Source organism: Pseudomonas alvandae, assembly GCF_019141525.1.
Classification (GTDB): domain Bacteria; phylum Pseudomonadota; class Gammaproteobacteria; order Pseudomonadales; family Pseudomonadaceae; genus Aquipseudomonas; species Aquipseudomonas alvandae.
In genome coordinates this window covers 5,513,138-5,533,194 of the sequence record NZ_CP077080.1, presented here as the reverse complement: position 1 = coordinate 5,533,194, position 20,057 = coordinate 5,513,138, and the positions used below count along the sequence as shown (strand labels likewise).

18 protein-coding genes are annotated in these 20,057 nt (G+C 61.6%); 8 read left to right on the top strand and 10 right to left on the bottom strand.

What is annotated here, in order from left to right; translation table 11 throughout:
- Positions 1 to 2 precede the first annotated feature (2 nt).
- The 6 genes from KSS97_RS24660 to dksA form a co-directional block, all read right to left on the bottom strand.
- A complete protein-coding gene (locus KSS97_RS24660) occupies positions 3 to 1,400 on the bottom strand; it encodes a polynucleotide adenylyltransferase PcnB (protein WP_030140240.1) in 1,398 nt (465 codons plus the stop codon).
- A 716-nt stretch (positions 1,401 to 2,116) separates the two neighbouring features.
- Positions 2,117 to 3,550 carry a sigma-54-dependent transcriptional regulator gene (locus KSS97_RS24655; RefSeq protein WP_030140239.1) on the bottom strand — a complete coding sequence of 478 codons (1,434 nt, stop codon included), beginning with the start codon at positions 3,548 to 3,550 and terminating at the stop codon, positions 2,117 to 2,119.
- Between the two features lie 22 nt (positions 3,551 to 3,572).
- Positions 3,573 to 6,527 (bottom strand): sensor histidine kinase, encoded by a 2,955-nt coding sequence (locus tag KSS97_RS24650; protein ID WP_030140238.1) that lies wholly within the window; start codon positions 6,525 to 6,527, stop codon positions 3,573 to 3,575.
- Complete coding sequence (locus KSS97_RS24645; RefSeq protein WP_003176118.1) at positions 6,511 to 6,687, bottom strand: hypothetical protein; 177 nt, start codon at positions 6,685 to 6,687, stop codon at positions 6,511 to 6,513. Before KSS97_RS24645 ends, KSS97_RS24650 begins: the two co-directional genes overlap by 17 nt.
- Positions 6,688 to 6,764: 77 nt before the next feature.
- Positions 6,765 to 7,646: a tRNA glutamyl-Q(34) synthetase GluQRS gene (gene gluQRS / locus KSS97_RS24640; RefSeq protein ID WP_198798376.1), complete on the bottom strand. Its 882-nt coding sequence runs from the start codon at positions 7,644 to 7,646 to the stop codon at positions 6,765 to 6,767.
- Between the two features lie 231 nt (positions 7,647 to 7,877).
- Positions 7,878 to 8,321 carry an RNA polymerase-binding protein DksA gene (gene dksA, locus KSS97_RS24635; RefSeq protein ID WP_030140236.1) on the bottom strand — a complete coding sequence of 148 codons (444 nt, stop codon included), beginning with the start codon at positions 8,319 to 8,321 and terminating at the stop codon, positions 7,878 to 7,880.
- Positions 8,322 to 8,659: 338 nt separating this feature from the next.
- Here dksA and KSS97_RS24630 point away from each other — a divergent pair, with 338 nt between their 5' ends.
- Together KSS97_RS24630 and sfsA are read left to right on the top strand one after the other, a co-directional pair.
- Positions 8,660 to 9,832, top strand: a complete 1,173-nt coding sequence (locus tag KSS97_RS24630) for a pyridoxal phosphate-dependent aminotransferase (RefSeq protein ID WP_030140235.1) — start codon at positions 8,660 to 8,662, stop codon at positions 9,830 to 9,832.
- Positions 9,832 to 10,590, top strand: coding sequence for a DNA/RNA nuclease SfsA (gene sfsA / locus KSS97_RS24625; protein ID WP_198798377.1), 759 nt, complete (start codon positions 9,832 to 9,834; stop codon positions 10,588 to 10,590). The genes KSS97_RS24630 and sfsA overlap by 1 nt, the downstream gene beginning before the upstream one ends.
- On the opposite strand, the gene KSS97_RS24620 is transcribed toward sfsA, so the two are convergent.
- On the bottom strand, positions 10,546 to 10,863 hold the full coding sequence (locus tag KSS97_RS24620) for a Rieske (2Fe-2S) protein (protein ID WP_217860355.1): 318 nt from the start codon (positions 10,861 to 10,863) through the stop codon (positions 10,546 to 10,548). The genes sfsA and KSS97_RS24620 overlap by 45 nt on opposite strands.
- A 380-nt stretch (positions 10,864 to 11,243) precedes the next feature.
- Between KSS97_RS24620 and KSS97_RS24615 the strand changes: the two genes are divergently transcribed.
- From KSS97_RS24615 to KSS97_RS24605, 3 genes are read left to right on the top strand one after another with little or no spacing between them, the layout of a single operon-like run.
- The gene (locus KSS97_RS24615; protein WP_217862099.1) at positions 11,244 to 12,227 is read left to right on the top strand and encodes a FecCD family ABC transporter permease; all 984 of its coding nucleotides are present in this window, start codon (positions 11,244 to 11,246) and stop codon (positions 12,225 to 12,227) included.
- Positions 12,227 to 12,994, top strand: a complete 768-nt coding sequence (locus tag KSS97_RS24610; RefSeq protein ID WP_217860354.1) for a heme ABC transporter ATP-binding protein — start codon at positions 12,227 to 12,229, stop codon at positions 12,992 to 12,994. Before KSS97_RS24615 ends, KSS97_RS24610 begins: the two co-directional genes overlap by 1 nt.
- 21 nt (positions 12,995 to 13,015) lie before the next feature.
- Entirely contained in the window at positions 13,016 to 13,864 is an 849-nt protein-coding gene (locus KSS97_RS24605) for a ChaN family lipoprotein (protein ID WP_217860353.1), read from the top strand.
- Between the two features lie 216 nt (positions 13,865 to 14,080).
- Here KSS97_RS24605 and KSS97_RS24600 read toward each other — a convergent pair whose 3' ends face one another.
- The 3 genes from KSS97_RS24600 to KSS97_RS24590 form a co-directional block, all read right to left on the bottom strand.
- Positions 14,081 to 14,353, bottom strand: a complete 273-nt coding sequence (locus KSS97_RS24600) for a TfoX/Sxy family protein (protein ID WP_024779602.1) — start codon at positions 14,351 to 14,353, stop codon at positions 14,081 to 14,083.
- Between the two features lie 209 nt (positions 14,354 to 14,562).
- Entirely contained in the window at positions 14,563 to 14,904 is a 342-nt protein-coding gene (locus tag KSS97_RS24595; RefSeq protein WP_030140229.1) for a pentapeptide repeat-containing protein, read from the bottom strand.
- Between the two features lie 91 nt (positions 14,905 to 14,995).
- Positions 14,996 to 16,552: a bifunctional aminoglycoside phosphotransferase/ATP-binding protein gene (locus tag KSS97_RS24590; RefSeq protein WP_217860352.1), complete on the bottom strand. Its 1,557-nt coding sequence runs from the start codon at positions 16,550 to 16,552 to the stop codon at positions 14,996 to 14,998.
- A gap of 116 nt (positions 16,553 to 16,668) precedes the next feature.
- Between KSS97_RS24590 and mrcB the strand changes: the two genes are divergently transcribed.
- From mrcB to KSS97_RS24575, 3 genes are read left to right on the top strand one after another with little or no spacing between them, the layout of a single operon-like run.
- The gene (gene mrcB / locus KSS97_RS24585; RefSeq protein WP_030140227.1) at positions 16,669 to 18,987 is read left to right on the top strand and encodes a penicillin-binding protein 1B; all 2,319 of its coding nucleotides are present in this window, start codon (positions 16,669 to 16,671) and stop codon (positions 18,985 to 18,987) included.
- A gap of 16 nt (positions 18,988 to 19,003) precedes the next feature.
- Positions 19,004 to 19,723, top strand: a complete 720-nt coding sequence (locus KSS97_RS24580) for a tetratricopeptide repeat protein (RefSeq protein ID WP_217860351.1) — start codon at positions 19,004 to 19,006, stop codon at positions 19,721 to 19,723.
- Entirely contained in the window at positions 19,723 to 20,052 is a 330-nt protein-coding gene (locus KSS97_RS24575) for a YqcC family protein (RefSeq protein ID WP_217860350.1), read from the top strand. The genes KSS97_RS24580 and KSS97_RS24575 overlap by 1 nt, the downstream gene beginning before the upstream one ends.
- Positions 20,053 to 20,057 lie beyond the last annotated feature (5 nt).

Sequence of the window (20,057 nt, the reverse complement as noted above, 5' to 3'; positions counted from 1 at the left end):
GATTACTCGTCTGATGCGCTCGGTACGCCGGCACGCTTACGCTTGGCACCGCTGCTGCGCCGACGCTTGCGCGGGCCGCTGGTGCCGTCGTCCTTGCCGCTGAGCTCGCGGATCATCTCGCGGCGCTCGCTGTCGTTGGCGTCCTGGTAATCGGTCCACCATTCGCCCAGGCCATCGGTCTGCTCGCCGGCGCTTTCACGCAACAGCAGGAAGTCGTAGCCGGCGCGGAAACGCGGGTTTTCCAGCAGCAGGTCGGCACGTTTGCCGCTGCGCCGTGGCAGGCGCTCCTGCATGTCCCAGATCTCGCGGATCGGCATCGTGAAGCGTTTTGGAATGGCGATACGCTGGCACTGTTCGGCAATCAGTTCGTGGGCGGCTTCCTGCATCGCCGGAATCGGCGGCATGCCACGGTCTTGCAAGCGCAGCACGCGAGCGGGCAGGGCAGGCCAGAGCAAGGCGGCGAACAGGAACGCTGGCGTTACCGGCTTGTTCTGCTTGATCCGCAGGTCGGTGTTGATGAGCGCTTCGCTGATCAGGGTGTGGGTGTAGGTCGGGTTGTGCTCCAGGGCTTCGGCGCTGGCGGGGAACAGCGGATCGAAGAGCTGCAGGTCCACGAGCATTTCGAAAGTATCTGCCGCGTTACCTGACAGGAACAGCTTGAGCACTTCCTCGAACAGGCGGGCCGAGGGGATTTCCCGCAGCATTGGCGCGAGCTCGCGAATCGGCAGGGCGCTGTGTTTTTCGATGCCGAAATCCAGCTTGGCGGCGAAACGCACGGCCCGCAGCATCCGCACCGGGTCTTCCTGGTAACGCTGCTTGGGATCGCCGATCAGGCGGATCAAGCGATTGCGAATGTCGTGCACGCCGTTGGCGTAATCGAGGATGCGCTCGCTCACCGGGTCGTAATACAGGGCGTTGATGGTGAAGTCGCGGCGCTGCGCGTCTTCTTCCAGGGTGCCGTAGACGTTATCGCGCAGGATGCGTCCGCTCTCGTTGCGAGACGATTGGTTGCTGTCTTCGTCTTCGTCGTTTTGCGGATGGTTGGCGCGGAAGGTCGCCACCTCGATGATCTCGCGACCGAAGTGGATATGCACCAGCTTGAAACGTCGCCCGATGATCCGCGCATTGCGGAACTCGGCGCGTATCTGCTCGGGCGTGGCGCTGGTGGCGACGTCGAAATCCTTGGGGGTGATATTGAGCAGCATGTCGCGCACGCAGCCGCCGACCAGATAAGCCTGGTAGCCGGCGTTCTGCAGGCGTTCGACGATGTTCACCGCGTAACGGCTGAATTGGGCCTTTTGCAACGAATGCTGGCCGCTATTGAGCACTTCAGGCGTGCTGCGTATGTGTTGCGTACGACGCAAGGGAGAACGGAATGACTGGAACAGCTTCTTCAGCATGGGATGCACTGTTTGAAGGAATATTCAGCCAAAAACGAAGAATGGCCGCATGATGGGCGGGGATTCTAGCATTTAGTCAACGGATGGTGTAGGACGCAGGCGTTTTGAGCTGCAAGCTTAGGCGACAAGCTTTGTAGGCAGCGGGGAAGGCGGAACGACAGAAACCACAAGGGGAGCCGAAGCTCCCCCAGAATTAGTTGCGTGCTCTGTTTTTATTATTGGTTTCGGGCTTCTTGTTTTTGTTGAGTGCCCGCGCCACGAGGTTTTCCCTTCGTGACCCTCCCAATCGGGAGCCAAGAGCAAACGGATTGCTTTGGTCGCTGTGTTGCAGTGATCCATCGATCCAACCAGTTCAGGCACCTGTCTTGAGACAGTTTTTATTGTTCTCGGCCTGGTTGTGGGGCAAGCCCCAAATACAACGCCTCTCCAAAAGAATCAGTTAGCTGCGCCTCTCGCCGTCTTGTTTTTATTGTGCGTGAGTCGATTCGTCTTATTTTTATTGTCTTGTGCATTGCTTGTTATTGTTCTTGTACCAAAGCTATAGCAGGGTGCGTGCCAACTTTTGCCAGGCCCAGCGAAACCGGGGGTTCTATCGATATGCCGGTTTTTTCAAGGCGAAAAAAAGCCGGGGTTTCGTTACCGTAAACCCCGGCTTCTGTTACGTGAAAAAGCTGAGGTAACAGTTTTTTCACAATGTGCGATGTTACCTGTACACCTCAGCTTTCGCTGGTTGCCCCGGTCTTGCGCCGTGGAATCCCCAGGCGCTGGCGACGTTCCCACAGGCATTTTCGGCTGACGCCCAGCTTGCGTGCCAGCTCGGTCTCGGTCATGTGGTCCTGATGTTCAAGGACGAAATGCTGGAAATAGTCTTCGAGGGACAGGTCCTCGGTGGGTTCATGGCTGGTGTTGTTGGCAGCGCCTCCCTGTTGTGGGGCCAGGCCGATGAATTCTTCGTCGTCGAGGTCACTCAGTTCGATGTCGATGCCCAGCAGGTCGGCGGAGATTTCCGGGCTTTCGCTCAGGATCACCGCTCGCTCCACAGCGTTTTCCAGCTCCCGGACGTTACCGGGCCAAGCGTAATGACGAATGGCCTGCTCGGCATCCGGGGCAAATTTCAAGTCGGTACGGTTGATCCGCGCGCTCTGGCGGGCGAGGAACGCATTGGCGATTTCGTTGACGTCGGCACCGCGCTCGCGCAGGGGTGGCAGTTTCAGGGCAATCACGTGCAGGCGGTAGTAAAGGTCTTCACGGAACTGGCCGATCTTCGCCAGGCTCTTCAGGTCCCGGTGGGTCGCGGCGATCAGGCGTACGTCGACCTTCTGTGACTGGACCGAGCCAACTCGACGGATCTCGCCTTCCTGGAGCACCCGCAGCAATCGCGCCTGGGCTTCCAGTGGCAGTTCGCCGATCTCATCGAGGAACAGCGTGCCGCCGTCTGCCGCTTCCACCAGGCCGGCACGCCCGGCGCTGGCGCCTGTGAACGCACCCTTTTCGTGGCCGAACAGCTCGGATTCGATCAGGCTTTCCGGAATGGCCGCGCAGTTCACCGAGATCATCGGCGCCTTGGCCCGGCGGGACAGGTTGTGCAGTGCCCGGGCCACCAACTCCTTGCCGGTGCCGGACTCGCCCTGGATCAGGACATTGGAGTCAGTCGGCGCCACTTTGCGGATCTTGACGTACAGATCCTGCATGGGCGGGCACGAGCCGATGATGCCGATTTCGCCATTGCTGTTGCTGGCTCCTGCTTTTCCAGCGGCTACCTTGCCATTCGTCGGTTCCGACGGTTGGCTGGTCGCTGTCTGGCGGTCACGCAGGATGCGGGCTACAGCCTGGAGCATCTCATCGTGGTCGAACGGTTTGGCGATGTAGTCCACCGCGCCCATTTTCATGGAGTCGACCGCCGAGCGCAGGCTCGCGTAACTGGTCATGATCAGCACCGGCGTGCCCTGTCCGAGCTTGATCAACTCGGTCCCGGGGGCGCCGGGCAGACGCAGGTCGCTGACGATCAGGTCAAACGTGGGAATGCTGAAGCGCTCTTGTGCTTCCTGCACGGAACCGGCTTCGCTGACCTGGTACTGGTTGCGTTCCAGCAGACGGCGCAAGGCGGAGCGGATAATTGTTTCGTCTTCGACGATCAAAATGTGCGGCATTGATTCGATTCTCTCGACGGTCTCAGTTCACAGCGGACGTCGCTTCGACATGACGCGGCAAGGTGACCCGGATACGGGTGCCGCGCTGGCTTTGAACATCGGCCGGGCTGTCGATGGTGATTTGTCCATAATGCTCTTCAACGATGGAATAGACCAGTGCGAGGCCCAGACCGGTGCCTTCGCCAGGATCCTTGGTGGTGAAGAAGGGTTCGAACAATCGGTCCATGATGTTCTGTGGGATACCGCTGCCTTCGTCTTCGACGATCAGGTCGACCGTGTGTTCGAAGGCTTCACTCCTGACACGCACCGCGCTGCCGGCCGGTGAGGCGTCGCGCGCGTTGGACAACAGGTTGATCAGTACTTGGGCGAGCCGTTGGGGATCGCCGTCGACCCAGTGATCCGGGTCGCACAAATTGTAGAATTGGACTTCGAAGTTGCGCCGGTTGAGCGCCAGGAGACCGATGGCATCCTGTGCCACTTCGGCCAGGCAGACAGGTTCGTCATTGTGCTGATGGCCGCCGGCATGGGCGAAGCTCATCAGGGACTGGACGATGCGCGAGACGCGTTTGGTCTGCTCGAGGATCTGGCCGCTGATTTCCGTCAGTTCGCCGTCTTCCTCGCGCTCTTCACGAAGGTTTTGCGCCAGGCACGCGATGCCGGTGATCGGGTTGCCGATTTCGTGGGCCACGCCGGCCGCCAGTCGGCCGATGCTGGCCAGTCGCTCGGAGTGGACCAGCTTGTCTTCGAGCATCTGGGTGTCGGTCAGGTCTTCCACCAACAGCACCAGGCCACTGTTACCCGGCGCCAACGGCTCGTCGATGGCCGCCTTGTGCAGGTTCAGCCAGCGGGTCTGGCCGTCGAGCGCCAGGTGTTGTTTGTGCAGATGCTCATCCGGCAGGTCGATGAAGCCTTGCAGCAAGCCTTTCCACGGCTCGCCCAGGGTGCTCAGGCGTGAACCGACCACGCGCTGGGCGGCGATGCCGGTCAGTTCCTCCATGGCCTTGTTCCACATCAGGATTTCCTGGTCCTTGGCCAGGGAACAGACCCCCATCGGCAGTTCCTGCAGGGTCTGGCGGTGATAACGACGCAGGGCGTCCAGCTCGGCGGCCAGGCCGGTGAGGCGCGAGTGGTAGTCCTCGAGGCGGCTTTCGATGAAGTGGATGTCTTCGGTGACATAGTTCTCACCGCCGGCCTTGTAGGGCAGGAAGGTCTCGACCATGTCCTGTGCCACGCTGGGGCCCATCAGGCCGGACAGGTTGGCTTCGATCCGATCCCGCAACCGGCGCAAGGCGTATGGACGGCGCTCATCAAACGGCAGGTAAAGGTCGCGCAGGGCCTGTTCGACTTCCTTTTGCGCGGCCTTGGCGCCAAGGGGCTTGGCCAGTTGGGTGGCGAATTCCTGGGGCGAGGCAGCGTGCAGTTCACGGCGCTGCGGACGGCGGACGTTATCCACGGCGCAGGCTTCGGCAGCGCTGGCTTCTTCGCTGCTGGCGTTGGTGAACAGCGAGATCAGGGTGAACATCAGCACGTTCGCCGCCAGCGAGGCGATGGCTGCCATGTGCCAGCTGGTGTCGTCGAGCACGTAGATCATGTTCAACAGTGGAATATAGAAACCCTGCAGGTTGCCCAGCAGTGGCAGCAGCATGGCGACCAGCCAGACCACGATGCCCGCCAGCAGGCCGGCGATGAAGCCGCGGCGGTTGGCGGTCGGCCAATACAGCACCGACAGTACGCCGGGCAGGAATTGCAGGGTCGCAACGAACGCGACAATGCCCAGGTTGGCCAGGTCCTGTCCGTCGCCCAGCATCAGGTAGAAACCGTAGCCGGCCATGATGATCGCGACGATCAGTGCGCGGCGGGTCCATTTCAGCCAGCGATAGATGTTCCCCTCTGCGGGAGGCTGGTAAAGCGGCAACACCAAATGGTTGAGGGCCATGCCCGACAGCGCCAGGGTGGTCACGATGATCAGGCCGCTGGCCGCCGACAGGCCGCCGACATAGGCCAGCAGCGCCAGCGCCTTGTTGTTGGCGGCGATGCCAATGCCGAGGGTGAAGTATTCCGGATTGGTGCTGGCCCCCAGTTTCAACCCGGCCCAGAGGATCAGCGGCACGGCCAGGCTCATCAACAACAGGAACAGCGGCAGGCCCCAGCTTGCGCTGACCAGCGAGCGCGGGTTGAGGTTTTCGGTAAAGGTCATGTGATACATGTGCGGCATCACGATCGCCGAGGCGAAGAACACCAGCAGCAGCGTGCGCCACGGTCCTTCCTGGAGCGGCGTGTGCAGCGCCGCGAGGGCGGTCTGGTTCTGCAGCAGCCAGATCTCGAGCTGCTGCGGGCCATCGAATACGCCATACAAGGCGTAAAGGCCGACGCCGCCGATGGCGATCAGCTTGATCACCGATTCGAAGGCGATCGCGAACACCAGGCCTTCATGTTTTTCCCGCGTGGCGATGTGCCGTGAGCCGAAGAAAATCGTGAAGAGGATGATCAGGACGCAGAAGCTCAGCGCCACCCGGTGCTGCACCGGTTCTTGGGTCAGGATGCTGATGGAATCGGCGACCGCCTGCATTTGGAGCGCGAGCAACGGCAGCACGCCGACCAGCATGAAAATCGTGGTCAGCGCGCCCGCCCAGGTGCTGCGGAAGCGGAAGGCGAACAGGTCGGCCAACGACGACAATTGGTAGGTGCGGGTGATTTTCAGGATCGGGTAGAGCAGCACCGGTGCCAGCAGGAAGGCCCCGGAAACCCCAAGGTAACTGGACAGGAAGCCGTAGCCGTACTGATAGGCCAGGCCCACCGTGCCATAGAACGCCCATGCGCTGGCGTACACACCCAGCGACAGGGTGTAAGTCAGTGGGTGGCGAATGATCGCGCGCGGGATCATGCCTCGTTCGCTGATCCAGGCTACGCCGAACAGCACCGCCAGGTAGGCGGCGCTGATCAGGATCATCTGGGTCAGGCTAAAGCTCATCGGCATCTTTTTGGCTCTGAAGGATGAAGGTCACGACGATCAGGATCAGCCAGAGCAGATACGGCCGATACCAGGCACCCGTGGCATCGATCCACCAATCCATGATGGCCGGGGAGAACAGGTAAATCCCCACTACCAGGAGCAGGACCAAGCGATAGATGTACATCCCGGTCTCTCTTTTTTATGCACGTGCCCGAAAACGTGCGGCGATGGTAACGGATAGGCGGCAGGCTGCAAGGGCCGTCACTGTATTTGCGCTTCGGGCAGCGCCAGTGTGCGCGGGATCTGCCCCGCATCCCAGTGGCGAACGCCCCAGGCCAGCAACTCCCGTGGGCTGGCATCGACCAGCTCCGGCGCCGGTTGCTGGCCCAGTGCACGCAACGCCCTTAACAACAGGGGAGGTGCCTGATCGGCCGTCAACGGTGGCGAGCGATAGGATTTGCCGAGCTTGTGTCCGTCCGGCTGGGTGATCAGCGGTACGTGCAGATAACGCGGTTGTGGTAACCCAAGCAGTTCTTGCAGGTAGAGTTGGCGCGGCGTGGAATCCAGCAGGTCGGCACCGCGGACAATGTCGGTGACGCCTTGCCAGGCATCGTCGAGGACCACGGCCAATTGATAGGCATAGAGTCCGTCGCGACGGCGAATCACGAAGTCGCCCGCCTCGCGGCCCAGGTGCTGGCGGAACTCGCCTTGGACCCGGTCGACGAAATGGTATTCGAGTTCCGGAACGCGCAGGCGGATGGCGGCGTCTTCGGCGTCGTGCCCGGCGTTGCGGCACAATCCCGGATAAATGCCTTGATACGGTTCCAGTTGCTTGCGCGAACAGGTGCAGGCGTAGGCCAGGCCTTGGCTGAACAAGCGGTCGATGACCTGCTGGTAGGCTTCGTGGCGGTCACTCTGGCGCACCATCTCGCCGTCCCATTCAAACCCGTAGCTTTCCAGCGCCTTGAGAATCGCCGCTTGCGCGCCGGGCTCTTCCCGTGGGGGGTCGAGGTCTTCCATGCGCAACAACCAGCGCCCGTCCACGGCCCGGGCATCCAGGTACGATGCCAGTGCGGCGACCAGCGAGCCAAAATGCAGGTGGCCGCTGGGGGTGGGGGCGAAGCGTCCGATGTAGGCAGTCATAGGGCGAATGTCACTGGGTTCGGGCACAAGGCGTGCAGATCTTGATGGCGGAGCATAATTCCCTGTGGGAGCGAGCTTGCTCGCGATAGCGGTGGGCCAGCTTGCATAAGTATTGAATAAGTCGCCATCATCGCGAGCAAGCTCGCTCCCACAAGGGGATTGGGTGTGCAGCTGGAGCGCAAACAAAAAACGGAGCGTATGAACGCTCCGTTTCGATGACAGCCCCGGCGATTACTTGCCGACCTGTTTTTCCTTGATTTCCGCGAGGGTCTTGCAGTCGACGCACATATCGGCGGTCGGACGTGCTTCCAGTCGCTTGACGCCAATCTCGACGCCGCAGGACTCGCACCAGCCGTACTCTTCGTCTTCAATCAGTTGCAGCGTCTTGTCGATTTTCTTGATCAGCTTGCGCTCACGGTCGCGGGCACGCAATTCAAGGCTGAATTCTTCTTCCTGGCTGGCACGGTCGGCCGGGTCAGGGAAGTTGGCCGCGTCGTCCTTCATATGGTCAACCGTGCGATCGACTTCCTGCATCAGGTCCTGTTTCCACTTGTTCAGGATCCTGGTGAAGTGCGCGCGCATGGGGGCGCCCATGTACTCCTCGCCCTCTTTCGCGACATATGGCTCAAACCCGCTGAGCGACTGGTTTTCTTTCTGCTTTGCTTGGGTGGGCATGAATGGACCGCCTCTACTCTTGTAATCCACTACGCAGGATTGCTCCATCACCGACACCTGCCGGCCCTGCGGCTGCAAGCGGGCGAACTTACCAGATCAAATCGGGCCGCGCTACTCCCGGTTGTCGAGCCTGGCGCGGCTGGGGCCTGTAAAACATGGCCGGGTCCGGTCCGGTGGGGTCGCAAACCTGCTCAATGCTTGATTTTAGTCAAGCCTGGGTTAAACGCTGGAGTCATTTCCAGCGATCTACGCGCTAGGACCGTTTTAGATTTGCGCTCGTTCCCGCAGCTGTTCGCGAGTTGGGTAGAATCGGTTCTTTTTTCGCGAAGGACGGCCCCATGGCCCAGCCCTACAGCGCACGCAGTCGTGCCATCGAACCTTTCCATGTCATGGCGTTGCTGGCCCGTGCCAACGAATTGCAGGCCGCCGGGCACGACGTCATTCACCTGGAGATCGGCGAGCCGGACTTCACCACCGCCGAGCCGATCATCCAGGCCGGCCAGGCGGCCTTGGCGGCGGGCAAGACCCGTTACACAGCGGCCCGTGGCATTCCTGAACTGCGCGAGGCCATTGCCGGTTTCTACACGCAACGCTACGGGGTAGATATCGATCCCCGGCGTGTCCTGGTGACGCCGGGTGGGTCCGGCGCGTTGCTGCTGGCCAGCGCCTTGCTGGTGGACCCAGGCAAGCACTGGCTGCTGGCCGACCCTGGCTATCCGTGCAACCGTCATTTCCTGCGCCTGATCGAAGGTGCGGCGCAACTGGTGCCCGTAGGGCCGGACGTGCGTTATCAATTGACGCCAGATCTGGTGAATCGCCATTGGGACCATGACAGCGTGGGTGCGCTGGTGGCTTCCCCGGCCAACCCGACCGGGACGATTCTTTCCCGGGATGAATTGGCGGGCCTGTCCAAGGCGATCAAGAGCCACAACGGCCATCTGGTGGTCGACGAGATCTATCACGGCCTGACCTACGGCACCGACGCCGCCAGCGTGCTGGAGGTCGATGACGATGCGTTTGTCCTGAACAGCTTTTCCAAGTATTTCGGCATGACCGGCTGGCGGCTCGGCTGGCTGGTGGCGCCTTCGGCGGCTGTCGGTGAGTTGGAAAAGCTTGCGCAGAACCTCTACATCAGTGCACCCAGCATGGCCCAATACGCGGCCCTGGCGTGTTTCGAGCCGGCGACCATCGAGATTTTCGAGCAACGTCGTACCGAGTTCGCGTTGCGTCGCGACTTCCTCCTGCCGGCCTTGCGCGAGTTGGGATTCGGCATCGCAGTCGAGCCGCAAGGCGCGTTCTACCTCTATGCCGACATCAGCGCATTTGGCGGCGATGCCTTTGCGTTCTGCCAGCACTTTCTGGAAACCGAGCACGTGGCGTTCACGCCGGGACTGGACTTCGGTCGTCATCAAGCCGGCCATCACGTGAGATTTGCCTACACCCAAAGCCTGCCGCGGCTACAGGAAGCGGTGGAGCGAATTGAACGTGGACTGCGGAGTTGGCAAGGCTGATGCTATTTTCCCCGGCTTTGGAAGAGGGACGGCTGATTCGACGTTACAAGCGTTTTCTCGCCGATATCGAGACCGTTCATGGCGAATTGCTGACCATTCACTGTCCCAACACCGGCTCGATGCTCAATTGCATGGCCGAGGGCGCGCGCGTCTGGTTCAGTCGTTCCAACGACCCCAAGCGCAAGTTGCCGGGCACTTGGGAAATAGGCGAAACCCCTCAGGGGCGCTTGGCCTGCATCAATACCGCGCGGGCCAATTCGCTGATCGAGGAGGCGCTGCGGGCCGGTGTCATCCAGGAGCTGAACGGTTTCATAGGGCTGAAGCGGGAAGTGGCCTATGGCGTGGAGAACAGCCGTATCGACTTTCGGCTCGATTACGCCGATTGCAGCTCGGCCTGGGTCGAGGTGAAGAGCGTTACGCTGGGTTTCGCCGGGACGAATGTGGCGGCGTTTCCCGACGCGGTGACCCTGCGCGGTGCCAAGCATTTGCGAGAGCTGGCCTGCCTGGCTCGGGAAGGCGTGCGCGCGGTGCAGTTGTATTGCGTGAACTTGAGTGGCATCGAGGCGGTGCGCCCGGCGCAGGAAATCGACCCGGTTTACGCCGCTGCATTGCGCGAGGCGGTGGCCGCCGGGGTGGAAGTGCTGGCCTACGGCGCCTCGCTGACGCCGGAGCAGATGTGGGTGGATCGCCCGTTGCCGGTATTGATTGAGCCGTTACAGATTGACCCAGATGCCTTGGTCGTCCTCCCGGCTGTCTAGGGCGGTCAGGAATTGCCCGGCGCAAGGGCCGGCGACGCACTCACCGCTTTCGATCAGGAACAGCGCGCCATGGGTCGCGCATTGGATGAGACTGGCGCTGGCGTCGAGAAACTGATCGGGTTGCCATTCCAGCGGCACGCCACGATGCGGGCAACGATTGAGATAGACGTAGGCTTGGCCTGCGCGCCGCACGGCCAGCAGCTTGCGCCCTTCGATGTCGAAGCCGCGACTGCTGTTGTCGGGTAATTCGGCGGCGGTACAAAGAAATTTCATGTACGTCTCTAAATGTCATAAAGGATGGGCTCTTTGTGGGAGCGAGCCTGCTCGCGAATGCTGCGTGTCAGTGTTCTTGGTGTGGGCTGGCCCACCGCATTCGCGAGCAGGCTCGCTCCCACAGGCTATGTCGTCGAGTTCCATGCTTGACGGGCAAATGAAAGCAATCATCAAATGACGCCTGCTTCGCTGGTGTTCGAGAATACTTGACCAAGCCCTGCCCATGAAAAATCTTCTTGAGGAAGCTGCTTGATGCGCCCGAATCCCCACGCTGCGCCACAGGGCCTGATCAAGCTGGCCGATAAGTTCTACCTGGCCAAGACGCCATGACGGCACGGGTCAAACCGCGCACGTTGTTCATCGGCCTGGGCCTGCTGTGTCTGTTGGCAATCTGGCTGTCCCTGTCCTTGGGGCCGGTGAGCTTGCCGTTGTTCGATACCTTGCGTGCGGCCCTGCGCCTGCTGGGTTGGCCGATGGCTGACGATGGCCTGGAGCAGGCCGAGCTGATCCTTGGCCAGATTCGCCTGCCTCGTACCTTGCTGGGCTTGGCGGTGGGCGGGATCTTGGCGTTGTCTGGCGTGGCGATGCAGGGGCTGTTTCGCAATCCGCTCGCCGACCCGGGGTTGGTCGGCGTGTCCAGCGGGGCGGCACTGGGGGCGGCGTTTGCCATCGTCGGGGGCTCGGCGCTGGGCGGGTTGCCCGACACGTTGGGCCCCTACGTGTTGTCAGTGTGTGCATTTCTCGGCGGGCTCGGGGTCACGGCGCTGGTCTATCGCCTTGGACGGCGCAACGGCCGGACTCACGTCGCCACGATGCTCCTCGCCGGCATTGCCTTGACGGCGTTGTCCGGGGCGGCGGTTGGCCTGTTCACTTACCTGGCGGACGATGCGACTTTGCGGACCCTGACGTTCTGGAACCTGGGCAGCCTGAATGGGGCCAGCTACGCGCGGTTGTGGCCGTTGTTGCTGGTCAGTGCGGGCGTGGCGATCTGGTTGCCGCGTCGGGCGCGGGCGCTCAATGCACTGTTGCTGGGAGAGTCCGAAGCCGCTCACCTGGGCATTGATGTCGAATGGCTCAAGCGTGAATTGGTGCTCTGTACGGCGCTGGGCGTAGGCGCCGCAGTCGCGGCAGCGGGCATGATCGGTTTTGTCGGGCTGGTGGTGCCCCACCTGGTGCGACTATTGGCGGGGCCTGACCATCGCGTCCTGCTGCCTGCATCAATGTTGGCAGGCGCCAGTCTCCTTTTATTCGCCGATCTGGTGGCGCGCCTGGCGCTGGCCCCGGCGGAGCTGCCGATCGGCATCGTCACGGCGTTCATCGGTGCACCTTTCTTCCTTTATTTATTGCTGCGGGGGCGCGCCTGATGTTGCGAGCGCAAGACTTGCACATCCACCGTGGACGTAGAACCGTACTGGCGGATCTCGATCTGCAGCTCAATCCCGGCGAAGTGCTGGGTGTGCTCGGTCCCAATGGCGCGGGTAAAAGTACTTTGCTGGCGGGTTTGTGTGGCGAGTTACGGCCGGCGCAAGGGCAGGTCTGGCTCGATGACCGGCCTCTGATTCAGTGGGCGGGTGCCGAGCGCGCTCGTCGCCTGGCGGTGTTGCCGCAGTTCTCGACACTGGATTTCGCGTTCCGTGTAGAAGAAGTGGTCGGCATGGGACGACTGCCTCACCAGAGCGGTCGGGTGCGTGACGGGCAAATCGTCGAATGGACGCTGCAAGCGGCGGACGCGGTGCATTTGCAGGGCCGCAATTATCTGGATCTGTCCGGCGGCGAGCGCCAACGGGTGCACTTGGCGCGGGTGCTGGCGCAACTTTGGCCGGGTGAGGCGGGGCAAATCCTGCTGCTGGACGAACCGACCTCGATGCTCGATCCGCTGCATCAGCACACTATCCTGCATGCGGTGCGTGAATTTGCTGGTCGCGGCGCGGCGGTGCTGGTGATCCTGCATGACCTGAACCTGGCGGCGCGCTACTGTGATCGCCTGCTGCTGTTGGCGTCCGGCCGGCCGGTGGCCCTGGATACGCCTCGGCAAGTGCTGCGCCCGGAGCCGCTCAAGGCGGTGTTTGGCCTCGACGTGCTGGTGCAATCCCATCCGGAGCGCGGGCATCCGTTGATCATTGCCCGCTGAGGCTGGCTGGAGGATTCCGATGTGCGCTTGATCCTGATTCTGATATTGGGTGTCTTGGCGGCTTGCCAGAGTGTCGCCCCGCCCCCGGTGGGCGGGCGGATCCGTGATTTGCATACGGGCGAATCGATCACGCCTCGGGCATTGGTCGGCCGTTTGGCGCAGGCCCCGCGAGTAGTGGTCGGCGAACAACACGACAACCGTGACCACCACACGCTGCAGCGCTGGCTGCTCCAGGCCCTGGCCGACCAGCGTCCCCAAGGCAGCTTGCTGCTGGAGATGCTGACGCCACACCAACAGCCAAGGGTCGACGCGGTTCGCCAATTGCCTGCCCTGCCGCAGGATTTACCTGGCGCGTTGGATTGGTCGCCAGGTTGGGATTGGCGTTTGTACGGGCCCATGGTCGAGTTCGCCTTGAGGCAATCTTATCCGGTGTCGTCAGCGAATCTGGACAGCGCGGACATCCAGCGCATCTATCGCCAAGCTCCCGCCATAAGCGGCACTCGCTCCAATGCAGCTACGGTGAAGGAGAAACTGTTGGGACAAATCCGCGAGTCCCATTGCGGACTACTGCCAGAGTCGCAGATGCCGGCGATGTTGGCGGTGCAGCAACAGCGTGACCGGCGCATGGCCGAGCGATTGCTCGAGGCTCCCGCGCCGGCATTGTTGTTCGCGGGCGCCTGGCATGTTCGCAAAGACGTTGGCGTGCCGCTGCATGCACTGGATCTGGGCGCTCGTGACGCACCAGTCGTCCTGATGCTGGCCGAGGAGGGCGGCGACGTTACGCCGGCCATGGCTGATTTCGTGTGGTACACCCCGGCGACACCGTCTCAAGACTATTGCGCACAGATGCGTGGGAACGGCAGGCAATAATTTCCGGGCAAAAAAAGACCCGGCAAGAGCCGGGTCAAATAACCGTGATTAGCCTGATGAGGAGATATCTGAGAGTCCGAACCAAGGGCTTTTCAAATATCGACCAGTCTCGCGACCGGATGTGGTAATCATAGCGATTCTCATTTCCATGTCAAACATTGTTTTTCCGCCGGCAAAAATATCTGTAGCCTGTCATGGAAATCGCAAAAGGTAACGTCAGGCTTTGTGGCGCGTGGAAATGGCGTCCAGCTGTTTGTTCAGCGCTTCTTTGCGTTCGGCCGGAATATCGTTCCAATGCATGTCCATCAGCGCACCCTCTATGGCGTAGAGCAAAACCTTGGAAGCGCGAAAACCACGAGTGCGCACGGCGCGGTAGGCGTCCACCGCGCCGAGACGGCGCAGGTCCGAGGCACTGTGGATACCCACGGCGTGCAGCCACTGGGCTGATGTCTTGCCCAGATTCTTCAGGTGTTGCAGTTCATCATTCATCGAGCCTCCTTGCGACGGCCGACTGGTGCAGTGGGCAAGCTTCTCAGGAGTGTAGCGCTCAGTAGGAAAAGCGTGATTCTTTGGTCGGAATCGACGCAAAAGCTTCTAAGGCATTACGCACGATGGGTATGAACAAGCAGAAAGGCACATCGTCCAGCGCAAGCGGGGGCGCTGGAGATCGTTCGGTGCCGTGGCCGTTTCCTTCAGGTTCAGCGGGTGCGGTAGCGCAGGCGAGTACCGAAGTTCATGGACATCAGGATTTCATCGGCAGACAGCTCGGGCGGGAAATAGGTGCCGGAGATCTGCGCATGGGCAAGGCTTGCGCCTTCCAGCGATGACTTGCGGAAATCGATGCCACGCAGATCGGCGGAACGGAAGTAGGCGTCCGTGAAGTCCACGTCGTCGGCGTTCAGTTCGCGCAAGTCAAGGCCGCGGAAATCGCCGCCGCGCATATCGATCGGACCTTGGGGGCGTTGGCTGTTGAATCCGGCAATGTCGTCTTTGCGCAACAAGGCATACAGCGGGGTATCGAGAAGCTTGGGGTGGCTCATGGCATATCACCTGTTGGTTTTATGGCGCCAGTATAGTGCCACTATTTGGCGGCCGTGAAGCCGGGCGTCGGTTCACGGCCGAAATAGTCTCCTACAGGCCTGGCAGGCGTTGGCGAATCTGCGCAACCACGACATCCAGCGTGCCGCTTTCGTTGGTTTGAACTCGCTTGCTGCAGAGGATCTCAGCCGGGCTCAGCGCTTCGCGGCTCACCTGTTGGGCGGCGATGACTGCCAGGTTGGCGTCGGACGGGTCTTTCTGGTCGGCCTGGCGCTGGGCGAGTCGGCTTTCGATGACGGCTTGCGGCGCGTCGCAATCCAGGATCAGGAACGGCGCGCCCGTGCCTTCGGCGACTTTGGCAGCGGCGTCGCGCTGGTCATGCTTGAGGTAAGTGGCATCGATCACCACCGGGAATCCCGCATGCAGGATCACGTCGGCGATTTCATGCAGGCGCGCGTATGTGGCGCTGCTGGCATCGCTGCTATAGATGCCGGCTTTCGGGTCGTTCGGCACTTGCTGTTCACCGAACAGGCGCTTGCGCTCCACATCCGAACGCAGGCGAATCGCGCCGAGGGCCTCCACCAGGCGCATCGCAACGTGGCTTTTGCCTACGGCCGAGACGCCATGGGTAATGGCCAGGAAGCGCGAAGGAATGGTGCTGTAGCTTTCGGCCAGGTTGGCATAGTTGCGGTATTGGCGCAGGGTGGTGGCGCGCTGTACCGGGTCGGCTTCGGCGGGCATGCTGAACAGCGCGACCTTGGCCCGGACCAGGGCGCGGTAGGCTTTGTAGAAGTTCAGCAGTTCCAGGCCGCTGTAGTCACCGGTGAGTTCCAGGTATTGACTGACGAACCGCCGCGCGAGCGACTTGAGGCCGCGGTCTTCGAGGTCCATCGCCAGGAAGCCGGTGTCGGCGTAGACGTCGGTGAAACGGAATGGCTCGTTGAACTCGATGCAGTCGAAGATCACTACTTTGCCGTCGATTACGGTGGCGTTGCCCAGGTGAATGTCACCGTGGCATTCGCGAATGAAACCGTCGGCCTTGCGCTGGGCGAACAGCGGCTTGAGGCGTTCGAAGCTGGTTTCGGCCCAGGCTTGAAGGGCTTCGAGTTGCTGCAGGTCGGCCTTGTCGTTGAGGAACGGACGGATCTGCTCGAAGTTCTGCCGTACCGGCGCCATGACGCTGTCCGGTGTACCCGCCGAATTGTCGGCCGGCACCTTGGGCGTGGAGAGGTGGAACTGGGCGATCTGCGCGGCCATTTCATCAATGTGTGCGGTGGTGAGTTCGCCGTTGGCCTGCAGGGTGCTGAGCAGTTCGCTCTGGGGAAATTGGCGCATTTTCAAGGCGTATTCGATGGCCGGGCCGTCGCCGCCCAGTTGTGGCGCTTCGGCACTGCCGGTGATCGGCAAGACTTCCAGGTAAAGATCCTGGGTCAGGCGTTGGTTCAAGCGCAGCTCTTCACCACAGAAGTGCTTGCGCGCGTCGAGACTGGTGAAGTCGAGGAAACCGAAATTGACCGGCTTCTTGAATTTGTAGGCATAGGGGCCGGTGAGCAATACCCAGGAGATGTGGGTTTCGATGACCTGGAACCCTTCGACGGGGTGCGGGTAAAGGGCCGGGTTTTGCAGGGCAGCGATCAGTGATTGGCTCACGGGCGATCCTTCAGAGTCTGGAAAATTCGAGGCGGTCATTATGGCCGCAAGCCGCGCTAACGCAAACCTTGGCGGACTCATGTTGAACCACGACAAAGTGCGTATAATCCGCCGCCATGACTCGTACCCGATCCCCCCGCACCCCCAAGAAACCACCCGCCAGCCGCCTTCGGCCCTGGCTGGGCTGGGCCCTTAAACTGAGCCTGGTAGGCCTTGTCGTGCTTGCCGGTTTTGCCGTCTACCTCGATGCCATCGTCCAGGAGAAGTTCTCCGGCAAGCGCTGGACCATCCCGGCCAAGGTGTATGCCCGGCCGTTGGAACTGTTCGTCGGACAAAAGCTGAGCAAGGACGATTTCCTGACCGAGCTCGATGCCTTGGGTTATCGCCGCGAAAGCGTCGCCAATGGTCCGGGTGCGGCCTCGGTCAACGGCAATACCATCGACCTCAATACCCGCGGGTTCCAGTTCTATGAAGGCATGGAACAGGCACAACCGGTGCGGGTGCGTTTTTCCGGTGACTACGTCGCTGCGCTGACCGGCGCCAATAATGCGAGCCTGTCGGTGGTGCGCCTGGAGCCGCTGCTGATCGGTGGCTTGTATCCCAAGAATCTGGAAGACCGGATCCTGATCAAGATCGACCAGGTGCCACCGTTCCTGCTCGATACGCTGATTGCCGTCGAGGACCGTGATTTCTACCATCACTTCGGCGTATCGCCCAAGTCGATTGCCCGGGCCGTCTGGATCAACACGTCGTCGGGGCATATGCGCCAGGGCGGCAGTACCTTGACCCAGCAGTTGGTGAAGAACTTCTACCTGACCAACGAGCGTAGCCTGACCCGAAAGCTGACCGAAGCCATGATGGCGTTGCTGCTGGAGATGCACTACAGCAAGCAGGAAATTCTTGAGGCCTACCTCAATGAAGTGTTCGTTGGCCAGGATGGGCAGCGGGCGGTCCACGGCTTCGGCCTGGCCAGCCAGTTCTTCTTCAGCCAGCCGCTGTCCGAGCTCAAGCTGCATCAAGTGGCGCTGCTGGTGGGCATGGTCAAGGGGCCCTCTTCCTATAATCCGCGTCGCAACCCGGAGCGTGCCCTTGAGCGGCGCAACCTGGTGCTCGACTTGCTGCAACAACAGGGCGTGGCCACGGCCGAGCAGGTCGAAGCGGCGAAGAAGATGCCGCTGGGCGTGACCAAGCGTGGCAGCCTGGCGGACAGTTCGTTCCCCGGTTTCATGGACCTGGTCAAGCGGCAGCTGCGGGAAGACTATCGCGACGAAGACTTGACCGAAGAAGGCTTGCGGATCTTTACCAGTTTCGACCCGATCCTGCAGATGAAGGCTGAGGCGTCAGTCAATGACACCTTCAAACGACTGGCGGGGCGCAAGGGTTCCGACGAAGTCGAAGCGGCCATGGTCGTGACCAACCCGGAAACCGGTGAAGTCCAGGCAATGATCGGCAGCCGCCAGGCCAGCTTTGCAGGCTTCAACCGGGCATTGGATGCGGTGCGCCCCATCGGCTCGCTGATCAAGCCGGCGGTGTATCTCACGGCGTTGGAAAAACCAAGCCAGTACACCCTGACCAGTTGGCTGTCCGACGAGTCATTCTCGGTCAAGGGTGCGGACGGACAGGTGTGGACGCCGCAGAACTATGATCGCCGCCCCCACGGTACGGTGTTCCTTTATCAGGGGCTGGCCCATTCCTACAACCTGTCGACGGCTCGCCTCGGCCTGGAAGTCGGAGTGCCTAACGTGCTCAAGACCTTGGCACGCCTGGGAGTGACTCGCGAATTCCCGGCGTTCCCATCGATGCTGCTGGGGGCCGGTGGCCTTACGCCGATCGAAGTCGCGGCGATGTACCAGACATTGGCCAATGGCGGCTTCAATACGCCGATGCGCGGCATCCGCAGCGTGCTCACTGCCGACGGCGAGCCGCTCAAGCGTTATCCATTCCAGATCCAGCAACGTTTCGATCCGGCTTCCATTTATCTGATCCAGAGCGCCATGCAGCGAGTCATGCGTGAAGGGACCGGCAGCTCGGTCTATAACGTGCTCCCCCGAACGTTGACCCTGGCGGGCAAGACCGGCACCAGTAACGATTCGCGCGACAGTTGGTTCGCCGGTTTCAGCCAGGATCTGCTGGCGGTGGTCTGGCTGGGGCGTGACGACAATGGCAAGACGCCGTTCACCGGCGCCACCGGTGCGTTGCAGGTCTGGACCAGTTTCATGCGCAAGGCCGATCCGCTGCCGCTGGACATGCCGCAACCGGACAACATCGTCCAGGCCTGGGTCGATTCGCGCACCGGACAGGGCTCCGACGCGAATTGCCCGGGCGCCGTGCAGATGCCGTATATTCGCGGCAGCGAACCGCCACCCGGTGCGGCATGCGGCGGTCAGAATCCCGCCGAATCGGTGATGGATTGGGTCAAGGACTGGATGAATTAAGCAAAGAGGGTTTCAAGTGAACAAGTGGTTGATTCCAGCGGTAACCGCCGTGGCTTTGCTCAGTGGCTGTTCTACCGTACAGCGCGGTTCGATTCCGGTTGTCGATTCCGGTACCGCCGTCTCCAATAGCGAGCGGGTCTCGGCCAATGGTGGTTTCCGTCAAACGACGGTAAAACGGCCGATGCCGGGCCAGGTCCAGGCAATCCCGCAAGGCGACACCGGTGTTGTCGTGATGGTGCCCGGCGGTGGCGCAACGACTTCGGCGCCGATCAGCAGCACGCCGATCACGCCGGGTCCGATCACCCCTGGGCCTATCGAAACTTCACCGATCAACCAGGGCAGCTACAGCATGCCATCGACGCCGAGCAGCATTCCCTCGGCGGGTTCGGGTGGCTTGTCCGCCGATGAGCAACTGGACGGCCCGGTGTTGGCGCTGTTGACCACGGCTCAGCAGCAGCAAGCCGGTGGGGATCTCAATGGCGCTTCTTCGAGCCTTGAGCGGGCGCAGCGTGTTGCGCCGCGTGAGCCGCAGGTTCTTTATCGACTGGCCCAGGTGCGCATGGCCCAAGGCGATGCGCCGCAGGCTGAACAACTGGCCCGTCGTGGCCTGACGTTCTCCAGTGGTCGTCCGGCACTCCAGGCAAGCCTGTGGGAATTGATCGCCCAGGCTCGTGAGAAACAGGGCGATTCGGCGGGCGCCGCACTGGCCCGCCAGAAGGCCAAGGTATCCCTCTGATGGATGGTCGTTTTCCCTTGATCGCCGATCAGTTGCTGCTGATCGAGCGAGAACTGCGGGTCCAGGGCTGGTGGAGTGACGTGTCGCCCTCGGCCCAGGCGCTGGCCAGTGTCGAGCCGTTCGCGGTCGACACCCTGGATTTCGAGCAGTGGCTGCAATGGATCTTTCTTCCGCGGATGAAAGCCATCCTGGAAAACGACCTGCCGCTGCCCAACGCCTCGGGCATCCTGGCCATGGCCGAAATGGTCTATGCCCAGCGGCCGGGGCAGGGCGTCAAATTGCAGCAGTTGCTCGCGCAGTTCGACCAATTGATAACCGACGTCAGCTGACGCCG

Bases quoted from the DNA above. Each gene is read 5' to 3' on its own strand.
- KSS97_RS24660 (WP_030140240.1), bottom strand. From the start codon at position 1,400: ATGCTGAAGAAGCTGTTCCAGTCATTCCGTTCTCCCTTGCGTCGTACG.
- KSS97_RS24655 (WP_030140239.1), bottom strand. From the start codon at position 3,550: ATGCCGCACATTTTGATCGTCGAAGACGAAACAATTATCCGCTCCGCC.
- KSS97_RS24650 (WP_030140238.1), bottom strand. From the start codon at position 6,527: ATGCCGATGAGCTTTAGCCTGACCCAGATGATCCTGATCAGCGCCGCC.
- KSS97_RS24645 (WP_003176118.1), bottom strand. From the start codon at position 6,687: ATGTACATCTATCGCTTGGTCCTGCTCCTGGTAGTGGGGATTTACCTG.
- gluQRS (WP_198798376.1), bottom strand. From the start codon at position 7,646: ATGACTGCCTACATCGGACGCTTCGCCCCCACCCCCAGCGGCCACCTG.
- dksA (WP_030140236.1), bottom strand. From the start codon at position 8,321: ATGCCCACCCAAGCAAAGCAGAAAGAAAACCAGTCGCTCAGCGGGTTT.
- KSS97_RS24630 (WP_030140235.1), top strand. From the start codon at position 8,660: ATGGCCCAGCCCTACAGCGCACGCAGTCGTGCCATCGAACCTTTCCAT.
- sfsA (WP_198798377.1), top strand. From the start codon at position 9,832: ATGCTATTTTCCCCGGCTTTGGAAGAGGGACGGCTGATTCGACGTTAC.
- KSS97_RS24620 (WP_217860355.1), bottom strand. From the start codon at position 10,863: ATGAAATTTCTTTGTACCGCCGCCGAATTACCCGACAACAGCAGTCGC.
- KSS97_RS24610 (WP_217860354.1), top strand. From the start codon at position 12,227: ATGTTGCGAGCGCAAGACTTGCACATCCACCGTGGACGTAGAACCGTA.
- KSS97_RS24600 (WP_024779602.1), bottom strand. From the start codon at position 14,353: ATGAATGATGAACTGCAACACCTGAAGAATCTGGGCAAGACATCAGCC.
- KSS97_RS24595 (WP_030140229.1), bottom strand. From the start codon at position 14,904: ATGAGCCACCCCAAGCTTCTCGATACCCCGCTGTATGCCTTGTTGCGC.
- mrcB (WP_030140227.1), top strand. From the start codon at position 16,669: ATGACTCGTACCCGATCCCCCCGCACCCCCAAGAAACCACCCGCCAGC.
- KSS97_RS24575 (WP_217860350.1), top strand. From the start codon at position 19,723: ATGGATGGTCGTTTTCCCTTGATCGCCGATCAGTTGCTGCTGATCGAG.